Annotated in this window: 17 protein-coding genes and 2 pseudogenes; 9 read left to right on the plus strand and 10 right to left on the minus strand. The window is 42.5% G+C overall.

What is annotated here, in order from left to right; translation table 11 throughout:
- Nucleotides 1-18: 18 nt before the first annotated feature.
- Together FS736_RS19165 and FS736_RS19170 are read right to left on the minus strand one after the other, a co-directional pair.
- Nucleotides 19-348, minus strand: coding sequence for a hypothetical protein (locus FS736_RS19165; RefSeq protein WP_186326850.1), 330 nt, complete (start codon nt 346-348; stop codon nt 19-21).
- Between the two features lie 434 nt (nt 349-782).
- Nucleotides 783-2447, minus strand: coding sequence for a M4 family metallopeptidase (locus FS736_RS19170; protein ID WP_144480312.1), 1665 nt, complete (start codon nt 2445-2447; stop codon nt 783-785).
- Between the two features lie 343 nt (nt 2448-2790).
- Here FS736_RS19170 and FS736_RS19175 point away from each other — a divergent pair, with 343 nt between their 5' ends.
- Both FS736_RS19175 and FS736_RS24830 read left to right on the plus strand, forming a co-directional pair.
- Entirely contained in the window at nt 2791-3333 is a 543-nt protein-coding gene (locus tag FS736_RS19175) for a DUF6143 family protein (protein WP_144480314.1), read from the plus strand.
- Entirely contained in the window at nt 3326-3895 is a 570-nt protein-coding gene (locus FS736_RS24830) for a DUF6143 family protein (protein ID WP_222125084.1), read from the plus strand. Before FS736_RS19175 ends, FS736_RS24830 begins: the two co-directional genes overlap by 8 nt.
- 249 nt (nt 3896-4144) lie before the next feature.
- Here the strand turns inward: FS736_RS24830 and FS736_RS19185 are convergent, their stop codons facing one another.
- Entirely contained in the window at nt 4145-5335 is a 1191-nt protein-coding gene (locus tag FS736_RS19185) for an ABC transporter substrate-binding protein (protein ID WP_144480316.1), read from the minus strand.
- A gap of 377 nt (nt 5336-5712) precedes the next feature.
- Complete coding sequence (locus FS736_RS19190; protein ID WP_144480318.1) at nt 5713-6696, minus strand: tRNA dihydrouridine synthase; 984 nt, start codon at nt 6694-6696, stop codon at nt 5713-5715.
- Between the two features lie 284 nt (nt 6697-6980).
- On the opposite strand from FS736_RS19190, the gene FS736_RS19195 reads away from it, so the two are divergent.
- The gene (locus FS736_RS19195; protein ID WP_144480320.1) at nt 6981-8075 is read left to right on the plus strand and encodes a glycosyltransferase; all 1095 of its coding nucleotides are present in this window, start codon (nt 6981-6983) and stop codon (nt 8073-8075) included.
- Between the two features lie 48 nt (nt 8076-8123).
- Here FS736_RS19195 and FS736_RS19200 read toward each other — a convergent pair whose 3' ends face one another.
- Complete coding sequence (locus FS736_RS19200; protein ID WP_144480322.1) at nt 8124-9401, minus strand: nucleotide sugar dehydrogenase; 1278 nt, start codon at nt 9399-9401, stop codon at nt 8124-8126.
- 213 nt (nt 9402-9614) lie between these two features.
- Between FS736_RS19200 and FS736_RS19205 the strand changes: the two genes are divergently transcribed.
- The 6 genes and pseudogenes from FS736_RS19205 (at nt 9615) to galU (ending at nt 14395) form a co-directional block, all read left to right on the plus strand.
- Complete coding sequence (locus tag FS736_RS19205) at nt 9615-10619, plus strand: glycosyltransferase (RefSeq protein WP_144480324.1); 1005 nt, start codon at nt 9615-9617, stop codon at nt 10617-10619.
- A gap of 149 nt (nt 10620-10768) precedes the next feature.
- Nucleotides 10769-10990: pseudogene (locus FS736_RS25730) on the plus strand (LbetaH domain-containing protein); the annotation flags it as partial.
- 18 nt (nt 10991-11008) lie between these two features.
- Nucleotides 11009-11230: pseudogene (locus FS736_RS25735) on the plus strand (DapH/DapD/GlmU-related protein); the annotation flags it as partial.
- A gap of 62 nt (nt 11231-11292) precedes the next feature.
- Nucleotides 11293-12282, plus strand: a complete 990-nt coding sequence (locus tag FS736_RS19215) for a Gfo/Idh/MocA family protein (protein ID WP_186326851.1) — start codon at nt 11293-11295, stop codon at nt 12280-12282.
- A complete protein-coding gene (locus FS736_RS19220; protein ID WP_144480330.1) occupies nt 12279-13376 on the plus strand; it encodes a DegT/DnrJ/EryC1/StrS family aminotransferase in 1098 nt (365 codons plus the stop codon). The genes FS736_RS19215 and FS736_RS19220 overlap by 4 nt, the downstream gene beginning before the upstream one ends.
- A gap of 131 nt (nt 13377-13507) precedes the next feature.
- Nucleotides 13508-14395, plus strand: a complete 888-nt coding sequence (galU, locus tag FS736_RS19225; protein WP_144480332.1) for a UTP--glucose-1-phosphate uridylyltransferase GalU — start codon at nt 13508-13510, stop codon at nt 14393-14395.
- Nucleotides 14396-14444: 49 nt separating this feature from the next.
- Here galU and FS736_RS19230 read toward each other — a convergent pair whose 3' ends face one another.
- The 5 genes from FS736_RS19230 to FS736_RS24450 form a co-directional block, all read right to left on the minus strand.
- Nucleotides 14445-15416, minus strand: a complete 972-nt coding sequence (locus tag FS736_RS19230) for a glycosyltransferase family protein (RefSeq protein WP_144480334.1) — start codon at nt 15414-15416, stop codon at nt 14445-14447.
- 69 nt (nt 15417-15485) lie between these two features.
- On the minus strand, nt 15486-16601 hold the full coding sequence (locus FS736_RS19235) for a glycosyltransferase (RefSeq protein WP_144480336.1): 1116 nt from the start codon (nt 16599-16601) through the stop codon (nt 15486-15488).
- 46 nt (nt 16602-16647) lie between these two features.
- Nucleotides 16648-17535, minus strand: a complete 888-nt coding sequence (locus tag FS736_RS19240) for a GT-D fold domain-containing protein (RefSeq protein ID WP_144480338.1) — start codon at nt 17533-17535, stop codon at nt 16648-16650.
- A 95-nt stretch (nt 17536-17630) separates the two neighbouring features.
- Nucleotides 17631-19361: a glycosyltransferase family 4 protein gene (locus FS736_RS19245; RefSeq protein ID WP_186326852.1), complete on the minus strand. Its 1731-nt coding sequence runs from the start codon at nt 19359-19361 to the stop codon at nt 17631-17633.
- Nucleotides 19362-19504: 143 nt separating this feature from the next.
- Nucleotides 19505-20212: hypothetical protein (locus FS736_RS24450; protein ID WP_186326853.1), on the minus strand; the 708-nt coding region annotated here is incomplete at its 5' end.

Raw genomic sequence — 20212 nt, forward strand, 5'->3', positions numbered from 1 at the left:
GATTTAGGTGGAAGACTACTAACCAAAATACACTTCGACGCTATCTTCTTTTTGTGCTGTTGCCAAACAACTTTGGATAAATTTCAGGATTTGTTTTTGATCCCAGGATGTACAATCACTTTCCGACGGGGTATCACCAGTTTTAAAAAACTTCTTGTAGTCATTCATTGCCATTTCTATTTGTTGTAACGAAAAAGTCGAGAACTTTCCTGACCCACTTACTCCAGCATAAAATTGAAGTGAATCAAGCAAATTGTAAAGCAGCAGTGCATTACGATTCCCCATGCTAAAACGCGCATAAGCAATTTCTTCCCTTGCTTTATTCAATCCGTATATATCATGGCCCATTGATTGATAATCCTCCTTCGAAAGTAAAAAATGATTTGATTACGATACCTTAGTGAAACTGATAAACAGTTACATGGCTAATCACTCCTTTCACGTTTAAAGGATTTTATTTTGAAAATAATATGAGAGAGTTAGAGATATTCGTTGGAGATTTGAGGGTTCATTTAAGAGGTATTCCTTAAAGTTAGAAATCAAAGACTTTAAATATGGAGAAAATCGAGAGCGGCATACGAGGAAATTCAGAAAAACAGCTGTCTATTTATAGGGAAAATAATACCACATTACGTATTGGATCAATCCAGTTATTTTCAAACTTAATCAACAATTATGTGAACGCCTTCTTTGGATACAGGGTGGCTACGCTATATTGATCTATTAATTAAAAACCCCTCAAACTCAAGGTCTGAGGGATTTCAGTGTACCATTCAAAAGTATTAATAGATCCCGACCGCGTCGAATCCAGCGTTAGCGGCTGCTTCTTCCTCGCTGCCTTCTCCATAAAGATCGATTGCTGACTGGACGACCGCCTGTCTTGCATCACTAAAATCGGAATTCGAAGTTAAGTAAACCGTTAAAGCACGATAATAAATCTTCCCTAATTTCTCTCTTCCAAGATCCTGGGCGATCAGGTATGCCGCATGGTTCGTAATTGAAGAGTTAACATGGACCCCACCGCCATCTACTGTGGTTGGCATATGATAAAACTCGTCCATGTGGTCAGGATAGACTCCGCCATTTGTGCTGTATGCTCTTCTTTGCTCGTTGCTGACAACAACACCGTTTGGATTGCTTAAGCTGCGCAACACTGTTGCTCCACTAGCCTTAGCCTCCGGTGCCATAATATCCTCTCCCATTTCCCAATCGCTGTCGTCAATGAGTGCACCAAAGACATCAGCGAAGGATTCATTCAGAGCTCCGGATTGATTTCGATACACCAAATTTGCAGAATGAGTGATGACGCCATGAGTCATCTCATGTGCAGCAACATCAAGGCCAGCTGATAGCGAAATCATGAATTTCCCATCGCCATCACCATAGGTCATCCAGCGCCCATTCCAGGAAGCATTGTTATAATTGTTGCCATAGTGGACTCTCGAAACAATCGCCATTCCTTCTCCATCAAGGGAATTACGGCCGTGTTCATTTAAATAATACTCATATACCTTCTCGGAATTATAGTGTGCATCGACAGCAGCGCGGTCATAGTCACTGATAAAGGCTGCCGAATTCCCAACATAGACAGTATCGTTACTGAAGCTATTATCATTTTTGGCATCATAGGTTATTATGCCTCCAAGGTTCTCATGAGAGTAATCTGCCAGCGCAAATTTAGTTCCGGCATTCGCCTCTTTCACCTGGGTAATATGCAGCTCCCTATGATCGCCATGCACGCCTTTCCCTGCACCTTTTTGCGTCTGCTCATCAGCATGCATCAAGCCATTGTACTGATCGATTACCTCTCCCGTTTTCGCATCCACAAAAACGAACCAGTTTCCAGGCTCATTTCCCATGAAATTAACATTCACTTTATAAGCTGTGTAATTTTTCCCCTCAAAAGGGAGGACAACAAGCTCAGAAGTAGGCTCGTATGTCAGCTCTTCCGGTGCATTGACAGAAGCCAGTGCCGCTTTCAAAGCTTCATCGCTGCTTACTGTGGCATTTGTGTCGACTGATTCCTCTGCAATTGTCTGATTGGTTCTTCCGTTGACGGATACGATTTCATTATTCTTATTAAAGTGAACAACAACTTCGGCTCCTTCAACTTTTACACCATTTATAGATTGGTTGAAACGAACGTGAGTCATACCAAGTTCATCTTTTTGAGTGCTCTTTACCTTGAGGTTTTTGTCAGGATGAGGAATTCCTGTTTTGTCTTGGTTCTGTTTCAGATAACTTAACGCTTCAGAAGCTGTGCTGGAAGAAAACTTTTCCGCATATCGCTCCTTCACAAATAAAGGAACGCTTGCTTTCTCATTCCACGCCTTGGAAGCTTGTCCACTGCTGGAATCGGATGGCTGTGCGAATACACTGCTCATCGGGATCGAACCTACCAACATTGCCGACGACAGAACTACGGGTAAAATCAATTTCTTCTTCAAAAATACCATTCCTCCCATCAATTTCCATTGGATGGGTCTATTATATATTTCTATGCACGAAATATCATGAATAATTGGAATTATTTGAATAAATTAAAAAACTGGATAAAATAACCTAATCTCTGGGCTTGAGGACATTCTGTGTGCTCCTATTGTCCTTCATTAACGCGGGCATTTTGGATTACAACTTTTTACAGCCAGGAAGAAAAGAATGCCTCATATGCTTCTATTTTGGATGCAAGGGAACGTACCCCCTGCTCCCTCAATGTAAAACCAACCTGAACATCTGCCCAAAATGTTTCATATTATATATTCTGACAAATGAACAGTTAGGAGTAATGGTATGCCAAATGAAATGGATAAACAGACAATTGAAGTGGTGAATGTAACCAGTCCAGCCTTAAATTCAAGGCGCGGAAAATACTTTATCGGCAAAACCGGATTGCTGAATTTCGGGGGCGGATATTACGCGTGGGGCGGAATCGTCAATCCAGCTGATTCTGGGGTCAATGTGTACATCGATATTTTTACGATCACAAACCTTTCAAACCAAAACTTCATCAGTGAAATCTGGTTAAACGCTGTTCCACCGAGAAATGCAGCGGTCTCGTCCCATGTAACTCCAACCAATCAGGCGATTTCACCTTCTCCACTTCCAAAGGCAATCTTGAAATATGCTGGATATTCTGCTGAGCCCATGGCCAAAGGTGTGAATATATTCGATCGAATTGTTCCTCAAAATTCCACCCTTATTAGCGATTCACACAATGGCTCCATCATTATTGGTCCCGGAGACTCATTCTCCATACTTCTAAGGCCGCCGGGTTATCAATACATCTCAGGGACAATCGTTTTGACCTGGTGGGAGGAAGCGGCCAATGCATGAGCAGGAGATGGCTGGCATGAACTTCAAGTCAATGGACAGCGAGAAACACCTCAATGAGGTCACCGTTCTGCCCGAAAATGTATATCACTCCTATCTCGGTGAATACTTTCTTGGTCAAACAGATCTCATATCCTTCGGTGGTGGTTACAACGGATGGGGCGGACTGGTCAACCCAGCGGACTCCAATGTGAATATATTCTTAAACGCCTATACCATCAGCAACTATTCAAATGAGGCATTAACCACTGAAGCCTGGATAGGCAGCATCCTTCCCGGAAACGGAAAAACATCGCCGCATTTTGCTTCAGGGAACCAGGCCTTAAATCCCCCGCCAATGCCGATGACGGATATCAAAAACGCCAGCTTCATTTCAGGAAAGCCAAGTCGGGGTACTAACGCCTTTGTACGGAGGGTTGAGCCAACTACAACCCTCACAAAGCATGACTTTCAAGGTATGTTCATCATCCCGCCTGGAAGTTCTATTTCCTTTTTCTTTCGATCCCCAGGAAAAAGTCAGGTACATGCAAGAGTCGCGTTTGGCTGGTGGGAGGAAAAAGTATAACCCCTTTTGATTTCTTTTAGCGGGCATGGCACTAAAAATAACAGACTTTTATCGATAAAACTTTTTCACTTTGAACAAAAGGAATTTGGAGAAAACACTTAATTTATACGCGGTGAGCTAGCGGCTTCTTTTTAGATTGCTGAGGTAATTAGAAAGTGGCAAATAAGCAGGATATGATTTTAAAGCAAAAAAAATTACATTCTCTGATGAAGACGGCTTTTCTTACAATAATAAGCCGTCTTCACTATGCTATCTCTGATTCCATGACGGTGCCGGCCACACGACCGGGGTTTCGGCAACTGAGAGTGGCCATATAATTTTATATTCCTGATTGATAATTTGAGCCAGTAAAGCATCCGCCAATATATTTTGCCCGTTTGAATCAAATCGGACGCCTCGCCATGGCATTATTAAATTTTTTCCTGGCAGGTTGGTTTGACGCAGAGATTGAACTATTTCATCTCTATTTATACTTCCAGCTCGATTAATGGCATCAGCCAGGACGAGTAATCCTGTAAAACTGCGTGCATTGGTTTCATTCATATCTTCTTTATATTTTGAGCGATAAAGTTCATTGACTTCCGTTACAATCGGTTTGACTCTGCCCAACCCGAGTGCCCAGGCAACACGACTAATAATATAATTGCCATCCTCCCCTACCGTTTCAAGGAATTCAGGTATGGTGTAACCTGCATTTTGGACCACCAGCCCTTCTGGAAACCAATTTAACCTTTTAAGACCTTGAACGACATTTATAGCATCAGAAAGGAACTGGTGACCAAAAACTGCTTGAGCTTTGCTTTTTCGAATCCGGGTGAGTTCATTCACTAGCGATGTAACAGGCGGGGTATATATTTCAAAAGCTGTAAGTTCTCCAGGGAACTTCCGGATAAGACTTTTTTCAATCGCAGCTGCTTCTAATCCAAAAATAGAGTCCTCGGTCAAAATAGCAAAGTTGTTGATCTCTCTGCCTCTTGATCTTAGAAAATGAAATAGTTCAAAGAAAAGATTTGTATATAGATGATCATTAGGTGCTGTTCTGAAAAAAAACTGAAAATCCCTCTCTGTAAGCGACGGGGCAGATGCATCTGGTGTTAAGAAAGGCACTTTTTTTGCTTCAGCTATAGCAGAAGCTTGCAAAGTCACACTACTTTGATATGAACCAATTAGGGCCGCAACCTTCTCTTTTACAATTAATCGTTTGGCTTCTTCCCGCCCAATTTCCGGTATACCCTCTGAATCTCCATAAATCACTTTAAATTTTCGATTTTCTAATATAGGAAGGCCTATAGTACGAGCTAAAGGCAAATCCAAATCATATCGATTATTTACAATTTCAACAGCCAAATCGATGGCCTGGCGAATATCCTTCCCAACTGCTGACAGTGAGCCTGTAAAAGGATAGATGGCTCCAATCCTTATTTCTTTTCCCTCTTTCATCACTTCTTCCCCCCAGACCTTTAAAAGAAAAAGTCAGCTGCTTATTTCTACTTAATATATAAAAGATGGCTTATACAAAATCCTCATTTTTTCAAAGAAGTCATAAATACTTCGTTTATTTATTAGCTTATGGCCCGGACTACAACCGTCCTGCTTTGGCTATCCGAGCTGTACCATCACGACCCTGAAGTTTACTTAAAATATCGCACTATAAAGTTTGGGAACGGGAAACCTAATATAGATTACTAAAATAACAAACAAAAAAATTGGCAGGCATGAGTCCGGTTTACCCTAGACTCCACACCAGCCAATTAACTGTTTATTATTGAATCTGACTCTTTGAAAGTCATCGAGTCATTTTGATTTTCAACTCACTCCTACTGCTCTCCCACTCCACCCAAATCCTTGGACGCAAACTGATCAAGCAATTCACGCACTTCATCCGTTGATTTAGTGTTCATTAATTGATTTCTTAACCCACTCGCCCCGGGGAACCCTTTGACATAGATTTTGAAAAAGCGATGCAAAGCCGTGAACGGCCGCAGTTCTAAATGCGAGTACTTATCATGAAGATCCATATGCAGGTTTAAAAGATCAAGCAATTCCTGACTGCTATGCTCCTTCTTCTCCTTTTCAAAAGCAAATGGATTATGGAAAATACCACGGCCAATCATCACACCATCGACACCATATTGTTCCACGAGCTTGAGGCCGGTCTGTCGGTCAGGAATATCCCCATTGATCGTCAAAAGTGTATCCGGAGCGACCTCGTCACGAAGCTTCTTGATCTCCGGAATCAGTTCCCAGTGAGCATCCACTTTGCTCATTTCATCCCTTGTGCGCAGATGAATGGAAAGGTTGACAATATCCTGTTCCAATATGTGTTTCAGCCAGGGCTTCCACTCGTCTAAGTCCGAGAAGCCAAGCCTTGTTTTGACACTTACCGGCAATCCTCCCGCTTTTGCTGCCTGAATCAGATCTGCTGCAACGTCCGGACGACGGATCAAGCCGCTTCCCTTTCCATTCTGCACCACATTGGGCACGGGACAGCCCATATTGATATCCAGGCCCTTGAATCCCATTTCTGCCATCCCGATGCTCATTTGCCGGAAATATTCAGGCTTGTCCCCCCATATATGCGCGACAATCGGCTGTTCATCCTCTGTAAAAGTCAAACGCCCCTGCACACTTTTGATGCCATCCGGGTGACAATAACTATCACTGTTTGTAAACTCGGTAAAGAATACATCAGGTCTTGCTGCTTCACTCACTACATGACGGAAAACAACATCCGTCACTTCTTCCATTGGTGCCAGTATAAAAAACGGCCGTGGTAAATCACGCCAGAAATTTTCTTTCATAATCGTTCAGTCCCTCTCATCATGGGATACCAGAGCTTACCCATGATCCCAAAATTAAAAAGCAGAATGCTCCTGCTCCTTTTACACTTATACCATGCTTGAGCACTTTTTATCAAACTGATTGAAATGGTAATTTTAACTTTCCGCCACTTAGCATCCCACTGGGCTATTTAAAATAAAGTATTTGCCTGGCGGCCTATATTGCACATCCGGATTCAAAGGGGTTTCACATCGTTATCCTTTTACATAAAATGTGAAGAAAATCTTTTACAGGAGGGAAATCAATGCCCACCATCAGTCTCTGCATGATTGTTAAAAATGAAGAAGAAGTATTGGAGAACTGTCTCAGGAGTGTACAGGATATCTGTGATGAAATCGTCATTGTTGATACCGGGTCGACTGATCGGACAAAGGAAATAGCCAGGCAGTACAGTGATAAAGTACTCGATTTCGAGTGGATTGACGACTTTTCCGCAGCCCGCAATTTTGCCTTCAGCAACGCAACGATGGACTATATCCTTTGGCTCGATGCCGACGATATTCTGCTGCCGGCTGACCAGCAAAAGTTCAAAAAGCTGAAAACCTCCCTGAAAAAGGATGTTGATGGTGTCTCCATGATCTATGTCATCCTCAGAGATGAATTTGGGAACCCGACTTTCCATTACAGAAGGAACCGCCTGGTGAAGAGGAGCAAGAACTTCAAATGGATCGGACCCGTCCATGAATATCTTGATGTGAGCGGCAATATTTTATCTTCTGATATATCAGTTGAGCATAAAAAGAATGAAAAACAATCGACCGGCCATTCATCTGACAGGAATTTAAGAATTTATGAGAAGCGGATTAAAAGAGGAGAGGACTTCACTCCAAGGGACTTATATTATTATGCCAATGAGCTGCGTGATCACAGGCAATATGAAAAAGCGATCATTTATTATCATGAGTTCCTTGGAGGCAAAAAAGGCTGGGTGGAGGACAACATAAGAGCGTGTTTGAATCTGGCTGATTGCCATGTCCATCTAGGAGAAAAGGACGAAGAAATGGAAGCTTTGCTGAAGTCACTATCATACGATGCACCCCGGCCTGAACCGTGCTGCCGGATTGGCGACATTTTCAAGGCCAAAAAGGATTATCAAACAGCTATCTACTGGTATACTACCGCGATCCAGATGAATAAGGACACAGCCGGATTCCAGAACCAGGCTTATTCCACATGGTATCCGCATCTTCAGCTATGTGTATGCCATTGGGAACTAGGCAATGTAGAAAAATCGATTGAACACAATCAGAACGCCAAAAAATACCGGCCAGATGACAAGCAGGTCTTGTTCAATGAGAAATTTTTTAATGATTTCATGAAAAATAGCGGCAAAAAATAAGAGGGAATCATGAAGATTTCCTCTTTCCTCTTGCCATTTAATTGCCGGCTATTTAACTCCAATTCCAAGATAATGAATGCCCTGCTGCATAATGGCCTGTTTATCCAGCACATTCCTTCCGTCCAGAACCAGGCTGCAGTTTTTGAATGCTGAAAAGTCCATGTTCTTATATTCATCATGGTATGCCTGCAGGATGATCAGTTCAATTTCTTCCGCCTGCTGTTTTGAAAATGGAACAACACCATATTTTGAAATCTCCCCTGCCTCGAATAAAGGATCATCGACATATACTGCAGCTCCCTTTTCCTTCAATTCATCAATCAGAAGCAATGTGGATGATTTTGTTGGCTCCTTCACATTTCCCCGGAATGACAGGCCTAAGATCAAGACCCTTTTGTTCTTTAACGAATCCAGATGTTCTTCTGCCAGCCGTAAAGCGTATTTGGCCATGTCATCGTTAATCCTTCTTGATAAAGTGGTCAAGCCCTCCTCAAGGCCATTATTGATAAAGAAGTATGGATACACAGGAATGCAGTGCCCGCCAACGCCAATACCCGGCAGGTGAATATTCGAATAGGGCTCGCTGTTTGCTGCCTTTATGACCTCCATGATGTCAATGTCCAGCTTGTTTGCATACATCGCAAGTTCATTGGCAAGAGCGATGTTCACATCACGATAAACGCATTCGGCAACCTTGGTAAATTCAGCTGCCTCCAGGCTGCTGACCGGTAAAATATCGCAGTTTAACCCTTTTTGATAAAAATCAGCTGCTAACTCCAGGCTTTTGGCGTTCAATCCGCTCACTACCTTTGGATAGGCAGACAAGTCCTTGATGATCCGGTTGGAGTACACACGTTCAGGACTGTAGGATAAGAAAAAATCGACCCCCATCTTCAATCCTGAAATCTTTTCGATCGTCCGGCCGAACCTGTTTCTCGTATCACCGGCAGGCAAAGTCGTTTCAAAGCTTACAAGCGTTCCTTTTTTAATCCCTCTTGCTATATCCTCTACAGCAGAATCGATATATTGATAGTTTGTGGCGCCGTTTCCCTTTGTTAATACCGGCACAATCACCACTACCACCTCGGATTTACTCACCGCTTCTGACGTATTTACTGTTGCTTCCAGGGTTTTGGACTCATATGCTTTTGAAACCAGCTCATCAAGTCCCGGTTCGTTATCCACATGGGAAATCCCCTGATTCACTTTGTCCACCACTGCTTTATTGATATCTGCTCCGTACACATGAAAATGTCCGCAATTCGCAAAAATTGCGGCTAAGGGCAAACCAATCTTTCCTAAACCAACAACTGTAACATTTTTCATCTTAACAATCCTTTCTGGCCTTTTTAGCTGAAATCCCCCGAAATCATGGAAACCTTCTGGCAATTACTCTCCGTTATTTTATGTAGTCGCAGTTTGTTTGTGTAAATAAAATGACCATTCCGCCGTTCAATTGTGACAATTGACCAGGCATCGGGAAAAAGAGTGAATAAGCTAAAATAAACAAGTCCTTACACCGATATGGAGGTGTTTTTCATGGAAGAAAAAGAGAAACTTAAGATTCTTGTTTTGATCAAGTCTTTCAACAAATCGGCACCAAAGCATCAACCAAAGTTCGATACAATCAAAGCAATCGAAAAATTCGCCGACGTACGGTACTGGCATAAAGACGGCAACATCAATGATATTTTAGTTGCATTGAATTTCACCCCGGATTTCATTCTGCACTATGATCATGCCTGGAACAGCCCCCTGACCCCAAGGATAAAGGGATTAGGCAAAATCAACATCCCAAAAGGGTGCTTCGTGATTGATATCCACTATAGTCCCTCTGAACGAGTTAAATTTTTTAATCGAAATAAAATTGATTTGATTTTTTCTGTAACAAAGTCACCATTCTTGAAAAAATTCCCTCAATATAAGGACCAGTTCCGCTGGCTCCCCTTTGCCATCAATCCTGAAGTTTTTAAAGATTGGCAGATTGAGAAGAATATTAATTTCCTGCTGATGGGGCAGGTTTTTGACAGGGAACGAAAAAGCAGGAATGTGACTGGTACTCCAAAGGGCAAGTACCCATTTAGAGAGGAAGTTTTAGTGCGGATGAGGAAAGAAGAAGGCTTTCTATTTCACCATCACCCTGGACACTACGCAAAGAATACTTCAAAAAACTATCTTAATGAAAAATATGCGAAAGAACTAAACCGGGCAAAAATGTTCTTTACCTGCGGGTCCAAGTTTCAATATCCTGTACTGAAATACTTTGAAGCTCCCGCGTGCCGAACGCTGCTCCTGGCAAAACCTGTTCCGGACCTTACCGAATTGGGATTCGTAGATGGTGAAAACTTTATTGCCTGTAATGAATCCAATTTCTATGAAAAAGCGATGTATTATCTGGAAAACGAGGCAGAAAGAAAAAAAATAACAGATACAGGCTACGAGTTTATCCATACCCACCATACAAACGATGTAAGGGCACAGCAATTTATTGAATATGTGGAAGAATATCTAGCCAGTTATCACGGATCATCAAGATCGGAATAAACCAGCATAGCCATTGATTTTCCAGAGGATTTTTCTCATTTGTAGGCACCCCCCCATACACTTCCATTTTCAGAACATATACCATAAAGAGACTGATTATGAATCGGTGATCCCCCTCTTTAAAAATGATAGATATGGGTGTGTGTTATATGAGTAATAAAAGCAATTTAAACAATGTAAAGCTAGGTGAGAACGTCAAGATTTATGATTTCGTAAATGCCTATGGCTGCGAAATAGGAGACGGAACAAAGGTTGGCACATTCGTTGAGATCCAAAAAGGAGTTAAAATCGGAAAAAATTGCAAAATCTCAAGCCACTCTTTTTTATGTGAAGGAGTGCATATAGCAGATGGAGTTTTTATCGGCCACGGGGTGATGTTCACGAACGATATGTTCCCCCGCTCCACCAATCCGGATGGCTCCTTGCAAAATGATGGAGAATGGACTCTCCTGGAAACGATTGTAGAAGAACGGGCTTCCATCGGATCCGGCAGTACCATCCTTCCCGGACTCACGATCGGTAAAGGCGCAATAGTCGGTGCTGGCAGTGTTGTCACCAGGAATGTGCCGGAATTCTCGATCGTTGCCGGAAACCCGGCTAAAGTCATTCGATACATCCAGGAATAATGTATCCTATCCCGCTGCAGGAAAATTTTTCAAGGAGGGATCAATGTATGTTAAAAGCAGGAGTCATAGGCTGCGGCTATTGGGGACCAAATATTATCCGCAATCTGGATGCCCTGCCTGGAGTTGAGTTAATCTATGTTGCAGATTTGAATACTGAGCAGCTGGCAAAACAAAAAGCCTTATACCCTTACATTAAAACCACCACAAACTACCTTGACATCATCATGGACCCCGCAATAGATCTCGTACTGATTGTGACCCCAGTGAATACCCATTATCGATTTGCAAAAGAAGCCCTCACTAACGGCAAGCATGTCTTTGTTGAAAAACCTCTCACCGACTCTGTTCAAACTTCAGAAGAACTTTGTAAACTTGCAGACTCCAGGAACCTAACACTTATGGTCGGGCATACCTTTGTATACACTGGCGCCGTCAAAAAAATGAAGGAAATTATTGATTCAGGTGAAATAGGGACCATTCGGTATATTACATCCCAGCGTCTGAATTTAGGTTTATACCAAAAGGATATCAATGTCTTATGGGATTTGGCTCCTCATGACTTATCGATTGCGGACTATCTGATCGGCAGCCAGATCACCAAGGTCAAAGCATATGGGCATCGAGATATCAATCCACAGCTCGAAGATACCGCTTTTCTTAACTTAACCTATTCAACCGGAGAGAAAGTCTATATTATGAACAGCTGGCTATACCCGGAAAAGGTCCGGAAAATGACGGTGGTCGGAACAAAAGGCATGATGATTTACGACGACATGGAGCCCGAGAAGAAAATAAAGGTATTTCATAAGCATGCAGACTTCTCAAAAAATGAAGATGGCACTATTTCCTACCAGTATGAGAATGAAAAAGAGTATTTTCCCGAGCTTATTTTAAAAGAAGCATTGAGTGTTGAGCTTTCCCATTTCACAGATTGCGTCCTGAACAACAAAGAGCCTTTGAGCAGCGGAAATAAAGGTTTGAATGTTGTAAAAGTACTCGAGGAAAGTGATCTTTTATTAAGGAGAAACCAAGAATGATCCCATTTTTAGATTTGAAGGCCCAGTATAAAAGCATCGAAGGTGAAGTGAAGAAAGCCGTCGAAAAAATTTTCGAGGATTGTGCATTTGTAGGCGGCAAAGAGGTCGAAACTTTCGAAAAAAACTTCGCTGATTATTGCCACGCGTCTTATTGTATTGGTGTCGGCAATGGAACGGACGCTTTGTGGCTTACCTTAAAGGCAATGGGCATCGGACATGGGGACGAGGTAATTGTCCCTGCCAATACTTTCATTGCCTCTGCAGAAGCGATTACAGCCGTAGGTGCACGGCCGGTATTCGTCGATCATGACAAAGAGACGTATACGATCAATCCAGAAGAGATTCCCTCCAGGATTACCGAAAAAACGAAAGCAATTATTGCAGTCCATTTATATGGACAGCCTGCAGATATGGACCCAATCCTCGAAATCGCAGCCCAGCATGGACTTAAAGTGATTGAAGATGCAGCCCAGGCTCATGGCGCTGAATATAAGGGAAGACGGGTTGGGTCGATCGGTGATGCCGCATGCTTCAGCTTTTACCCTGGCAAGAATTTAGGGGCATATGGTGATGGCGGTGCCGTGGTGACGAATGACCAGGAACTTGCTGGCAGCGTGCGCCTCTTGAGCCAGCATGGCAGCAAAGTGAAATACATTCATGAAATTGCCGGTTATAACAGCAGATTAGATGGAATCCAGGCTGCCATCCTGAATGTAAAAATGAACTATATCGAACAGTGGACTGAAGCCAGAAGGAAAAATGCTTCTCTATACAAGGAGATGCTGAAAGATACAAATATCATTCTTCCAATTGAAAAAGAAGATGTCAGGCATGTGTACCACCTGTTTGTAATACGCATCAAGGATCGTGAAGATGCCCAAAAGAAGCTGCTCGACAAAGGCATCCAAACAGGTATCCATTATCCGGCGCCAATCCATCTCACCGAAGCCTATGGAGACCCTGGAATTCCTGAAGGGACATTTCCGCTCAGCGAAGAATATGCCGGCAGCCTTTTATCCCTGCCGATGTACGCTGAGTTAACCAAGGATCAAATCCGGGAAATATGTGAGGCTTTAAAGGAGATCATCAGTTGATCACAAACCACTTTCTTTTTCCTAAGCTTCTTTCCAGCCATCATGCAGTCACCGATTCTTGTCATCACAATCATATGCAAGACCATTCATAAGTATAATGTACAAACCAACTAATTATTGGAGGAAGGCTAGTGAAAAAAGTACGCAAAGCCATCATTCCTGCTGCAGGCTTAGGTACCCGGTTCCTGCCGGCTACCAAAGCCATGCCAAAGGAAATGCTTCCGATCGTCGATAAACCGACCATTGAATACATTGTAGAAGAAGCAGTAGCATCGGGAATTGAGGATATTATCATTGTGACCGGGAAAGGCAAAAGAGCCATTGAAGACCATTTTGATATTGCACATGAACTTGAACGAAATCTTCTCGAAAAGGGAAAGCTCGATTTACTCGAGCGGGTTCAGCACCCCTCTAAACTGGCTGATATCCATTACATCCGCCAGAAAGAACCAAAGGGTTTAGGACATGCCGTATGGTGCGCGAGGAATTTTATCGGAGATGAACCGTTTGCCGTTCTGCTCGGAGATGATATCGTGCAAAGCGAAACCCCCTGCTTAAAGCAGCTGATCACCCAATATGAAGAGACACACTCAAGTATCATCGGTGTTCAGCGAGTCCCGGCTGAGGAGACACATCGGTATGGCATCATTGATCCTTCCGCACAGGATGGACGGAGATATCATGTTCAAAACTTTGTCGAGAAGCCTCCTGCGGGAACCGCCCCCTCTAACCTAGCGATCATCGGCCGTTATATCTTGAACCCTGAAATATTCAAGTTTCTTGATTTGCAGAAAGTGGGTGCAGGAGGCGAAGTACAATTGACTGATTCCATTCAGCAATTGAATCAAATCCAAAGAGTGTTCGCATACGAATTCGAAGGGAATCGCTATGACGTTGGCGAAAAATTAGGCTTTGTCCAGACAACGATTGATTTTGCCCTTCAAAGAGATGAACTGAAGGAAGATGTAATAGCTTATCTTGAAAAGGTTTTAAAAGAAGTTAAAACCGAAAAAAATTAAGCAAAAAAGACGAGATTTCGATACCTCGTCTTTTTTATCTTTCATGGATTCATTTTTTCTTTCCATCTAAAAACTCCTGAATATATTGAACCATTTGCCTGGCTCTGGCTTCATTCGTATGGTTTTCATGGATAAACCTATATCCATTATCAGCTATGAGCTGCCGTTCTTTTTCATGGTCCCGATAATATTGCGCTTTTTCCTGGAAGTTTGAAAGATCGCATGCCACGAAATGATGGCCATCTTTAAAACCTAGATCCAGTATATCCTGTACCGGCTCGGCAAGCAGCAGGGTCCTGCATGCCAGGGCTTCAAAATATTTCAGAACAGGGTATTTATACTGCCCCCCGCAAGTGAAGAAAATTTTAGACCGGTTTAATTCACGGGCATACTTTTCATTCAGGATCGCAGATTCAGGGGCATCATGCCCTGGATGAGCGTGATGGACAAAGCCATCAATCCCCTTCATCATCTTTAAAACTTCCTCCCTGAAAGGGTATCTCCCTTTTGGGGTATTTGTGTTGTTCTGTCCGTCGGGGTCATACACCTGGCCCATCAGTAAGTAATCGATGTCTTTTTCAAGCTGCCAATCTTTAAAAATAGATGGATTAATAGAAAACGGCCACCACCTGAACTTCTCCTGATATTCGGGGAATGTTTTCAAAAAGGGTGACTTTGTGAGGGAAAAAATCATATCCATATTGGTATCTTCAAAATATTGTCTTCTTACATAGGGAAAGTAATGGATGTCGATTACAATTGACCCTTTAGGGATGTCGATTTGCCCCAGGCCGCTGATGATCGGTGAAAAGGCATATCCCCACGCCACATCATACTGAAGAATGAAATCCGGTTTAAAATCGATTCTTCGCAAGATATCTTTTATGTTTCCGTCTTTATGCCAGTACCTGACCTCAGCATGGCTCTCCAGGGCAGCAATCGTTTCATACTTTGGCTTATGCTTCGGAAACTTAATCCAGAACGGCTTGACCAGCAGTAAAATTTTCAATTTCTCCTTCAATGGATTCCACTCCTTCGTGTTCTGTAAAACCCGGGTATCTGAATAGAAGAACCCCCTGGATCTGGGGGTCTATTTATACTTATTGACATGTTTATCAATGACATTAAGCCCTCTTAAAGTGCCGATTGCTTTGAGGTTCTGAACAGGAGAATGATAATCCGGACTCCGTTCCAATGCTTTAAGGAAATGTGGGTACGCCTCGTTATATTTCTTTAAAAGCATCAAGGCTTCACCCAAATAATTTTCCTCCAGATGGGTCCTGTTCTCGAGCTTGGTGAAGTGCTTAACCGCACGCGGATAGTCTTTTTCAATCAATCCCTTCATTCCTTCAAAAAAAATACGGTCACGGTCACTCTTGATTAATGGGATGGCCTCATTAAAGAGGATAAATGCTTCATTCATCATCCATCTCCGGGATAATGCGAGCCCGGCAATTAATTTAGCAGCAAAAAGATTGTGACCTGTACCATCAGGACCCCCATTTGCTTCGTGAATATTCTTCAGGTCATCATCGGAAAGATTCAATTTCACATGCCGAGCCAGTACAGCCGGGTTTTTCTGGTTCGTCACATTTGTCTGATGCCTTCTGTAAAGATACAAAGGCTCCGGGATATGATAGGACAGGCAGTCACTCTGTAAAGCCTTCAAAATAAAATCCGTATCGGACCCAACTTTAATAGTAGGATCATATTTTACTTCGCTTTTGAGCACATCTCTTTTAAAAATCATCGTTGGGTTATTGAATGGAGTTCCTACATTCAGGAAAAAAGAATACAGGTCTTCAGACAGCACATTTCCCGATTGCCAATAGCCCATCGGTGAGCCCCCAGCAGTAATCAGGAGCATATCAGAATGCACAACTCCAATCCCGCTGTGCTGAAGGATCTTGAGCATCCGCTCAAAACGGTTTATAAGGGAGATATCGTCGGCCCCATGGAAGGTAATATAGTCTCCTTTGGCCTCTGATAATCCCTTGTTAAAAGCCTCCGCCACTCCCTTGTTCTCTTGTTTACAATATTTCATTCTTTCATCAGTAAAGGTCAGCACTACCTCTTCACTGTTATCTGTTGAACCATCATTTACGATGATAAGCTCCAGATTTTTATGTGTCTGATTCAAGATGCTGCTGATGGTTTCCTTAAGGAAATCCCCCCCGTTGTACACTGGCAAAATGACACTAATCATAAAAACACCCCGGTTATGTGATTGAGAAAAGAGATAATCGTCATCCTCATTCGGTCCTGATCACCCTCCGGCCTGATAAATACCAATCGAGCAAATGTCCAAAATCTATTGCCACCTTATCCCTCTTGGCAATCTCCACACAGATGATGTTGGCAGCTACCCCTGCTGAAACGAAGGCAATATCATACTCATATCGATCGGCTTCTTCCAACACTTTTTCAATCGAATCAAATCCCGGAACCTTTATAGTGCCTGCAATGGATTTATATCCCTTTTTAATGAAAAATTCTTCTCCATCAGCCGAACGGTTTCCAATCAGCAGGACTCGATAATTCTCTAACACATGATGATAAAAAGCAGTTTCCTGATTGAGCTGATAATTGATCAGCGAAGTGGCCAATTTCATAGACTGCAATGGCAAACTATACTCCTTAGCGACTTGATTAAACATCCTCTGATAGACAGGATATCTCGCTTCTGGTATGCCAACAATATCAGCCTCTAGCAGATTCTTAGCCAATAAATCTCTTTTCTCATGGTTCGGGGCCTTAAATCCCCCCATACCCTTAAGCCTTCTGTTTTGATTAATTTCCTTTGATGTAACCAGGATATCATGTGATAAAGCCAATATTTCGCCATCACCAATCCTTATTACACTGAACCCCTTCTTTTCTCGCAAAGCCTCTAACAGCTGAACTTCTACTTCGCTTGCTGTTTGCAGGCAGATTATATCCTTCGAAAGGTCCTTCATGCCTTCCTCGATGATATCTTCAAGATTATAAGGAAGATATTGATTTTTTAATAGTTTGCTTTTAACAATTGCCTCTCCGCCTCTGTAAATAGCCTCCGAGGCCATTGACTCCTTATCCCAGGGACCCGGATAGCCAAGCCTGAACAACTTTTCCCATTGTTCCGGCGAAAATGAATAGGTCAATTGAAAAACTCCTTTTTACCTTCAAATTTCTTTCAGTCATTTTAGGTATATTCAAATATACGAAAGAAGTGTTTGTTTACTTTTCCAACAGGGTTTCAGGTTGGTTTTTCGGCTGAATTTTCACGATTCACTTGATAGAAAAATTCAGGAAGTGACGTGGCATCACCTAAAAGCTTAACTGTTTCAATTGAACTGGCTTTTTCCTTCGCATTTTCATCAAGCTGTGATTTCAGCCAATAAAAATCAGCATGATCAGGGAATTGTTTGATATACTCCATTAATCTCTTCTTTGCCAGCTGTTTTCTTTGCAGTCTCAAAAGACTCAGAATGACCCAGCGGCCTATTGCGGCTTTTTCCTTTTCAATTTCTTCCCGATCATACAGAAATTGAAATTCAGCCAGGGCATTTTCATATTCTTTAACTAAAAATGACCTGTACCCAGGAAAATTAAACAGCTGAAGCTTGTTAAACGGCAATAATGGTGTGAAGCAATGCTCCGTTATTCCCTCATCCACGTGTTTGCGACAAGCAACGACTTCCCACCTGGCTATTGCCGGTGCTTTTTCAACAGCGTAAACCACAGGAGCTTTCACAATATCGGCACTGGTAACCCGCAAAAAACTTTTCAGCTTCGCTAAATCTTCCTTTGCGAGAAAATACTCTGCTTTTACGGCTATTTCCCAGTCGGAAAGCCGATTCTGCCCCTTTACTTTATGCGCAGCCACTTTTTTATAAAAATCCAACAGTTCCTCGATTATTGTATTCCATTTATATTTTTCAACTGTTATGAGACCATTGGCCGTTAATCTTTTTTGTATTTCTTCACTTGATAATACACAGGCCATTTTCTCTGCCATTTCAACAGGATCTTTCATTTGGCATATAACAGCATTCTCCTGATCGACTGCATACTCAAGTACCCCAATATTATTAGTCGTAACAACAGGGCACCCGCAGGCCATAGCCTCTAAAGACGGAAGGGAAAAGCTTTCGTAGGTTGACCCACAAATATACAAAGAAGCCCCTCTGTATAAACTGCTGATTTTTTGCTGAGTGGGACCGACAAAAACCTTGGCCACCCTCTTCTTCATTGCTTCAGAAGGCTGTTCAGGAGTTATCCAATATAAATCTATATCAAATTCACTTTTCACTTTTTCATAAGCTGATATGATATCAGCGATTCCCTTGAACTTGGCTGACTCTGCGCCTACCATTAGCAGATAAGGCCTTTCTCCCCTTTCTTTTCCTCCATTCATCGTAAAAATATCTTCATTTACCGCATTGGGAATAACCTTTGCCTCCCTGCCATAAATACTGACAATCTGCTTTGATGCCTGATTGGAAACAGTGAAAATAAAAGGAGGAATTTCCAGTTGTCTCTGAATGAAATTCTTCAAAGTACCGTTCATTGAGTCATAATCAAACAAATGAAAATCACCCTGTTCAAAATAAACAACAGGTGCAATCCCCGTTTCAATGCACGCCTGAATATGATCCCAATAAGTCGCGACAATCACATCGCAATTTGGAATCCCTTTTGCCAGGTCAAGGTCAAATGGAACCTGGATATATTCTGTTTCAATCGGAAACCAGGACGGCTTCTGAAAATGAGATACCAGCGATACCCTCGCACCTGCTTTTTTCAGCCTGTTTGCATGCTCAAATATGACTTTGACTCCGCCAGAAATACCGACATGGGTCATAGCGTAAACAATATGCAGTTGATCATCTTCTTTTCTTCTTATACGCGTCAGCAGTTGTTTTTCAGCATCCGGAAGACGTGCCAGACGTCTATTGAATTCGTTTGTTCTTAGCGTTTGAATCATATCTTCACCTTCTAACAATGTTTCATATTGATACATTATGTATCAATATATTTAAGAACCAATCAATTGTTGAATTTGTAAAAGAATGAAAAAGGCTGTTCCTAAGAGATTCACTCTTAGGACAGCCTCATCTCGTTATGGTGTTAAGGGACAATCAGGTTTGGATTTATATCTGACAGAGCTGCTATGTGGCAAGTTGAGAGTACCCTGACATCATTTCCACTTCGGATCTTCACTAATCCTTCTTGAATTTCTAGAATGGTGAAATTCTGTAAGTTACCAAAGTCGCCAGAACCCTCGGTTAAGAAGTCTGCAGTCGCTGGCCTATCCTTGATCAATTGCAGAATTTCCCGTGTTGCTTGTTCACAGCACTCACAGAAGCCACCTTCTTCATCTTCAGATGATGGTAGTGGTGTTGTTAATAATGCAGAAGTAGCGCTTCCTCCTAGCCCGACAATCTTACAAATCGGTATTGCTGCATCCCCATTATTGATAATCACATAATCACCAACAACTCTATTTATGGTTGCATTAGTGAACCCACCCTGGGCGCTTTGTATCGTCGTTGCAATACTAATGTTCGTGGCGCCTTCTAATGATTCCAGGTATTCTTTCATTCGCTCAACACAGCAATCACATTCAGTTGCAGGCATTGGCCCCGTTGGTCCGGTTACTCCGGTCGGTCCTGTTGGTCCTGTCGGTCCTGTCGGCCCTGTTGGTCCAGTTGGTCCTGTCGGTCCTGTCGGCCCTGTTGGTCCTGTTGGTCCAGTCGGTCCCGTTGGTCCAGTCGGTCCCGTTGGCCCTGTTGGTCCTGTTGGTCCTGTTGGTCCGGTCGGTCCAGTTGGCCCCGT

It is taken from the genome of Cytobacillus oceanisediminis 2691 (assembly GCF_007678455.1).
Taxonomy (GTDB): domain Bacteria; phylum Bacillota; class Bacilli; order Bacillales; family Cytobacillaceae; genus Mesobacillus; species Mesobacillus oceanisediminis_A.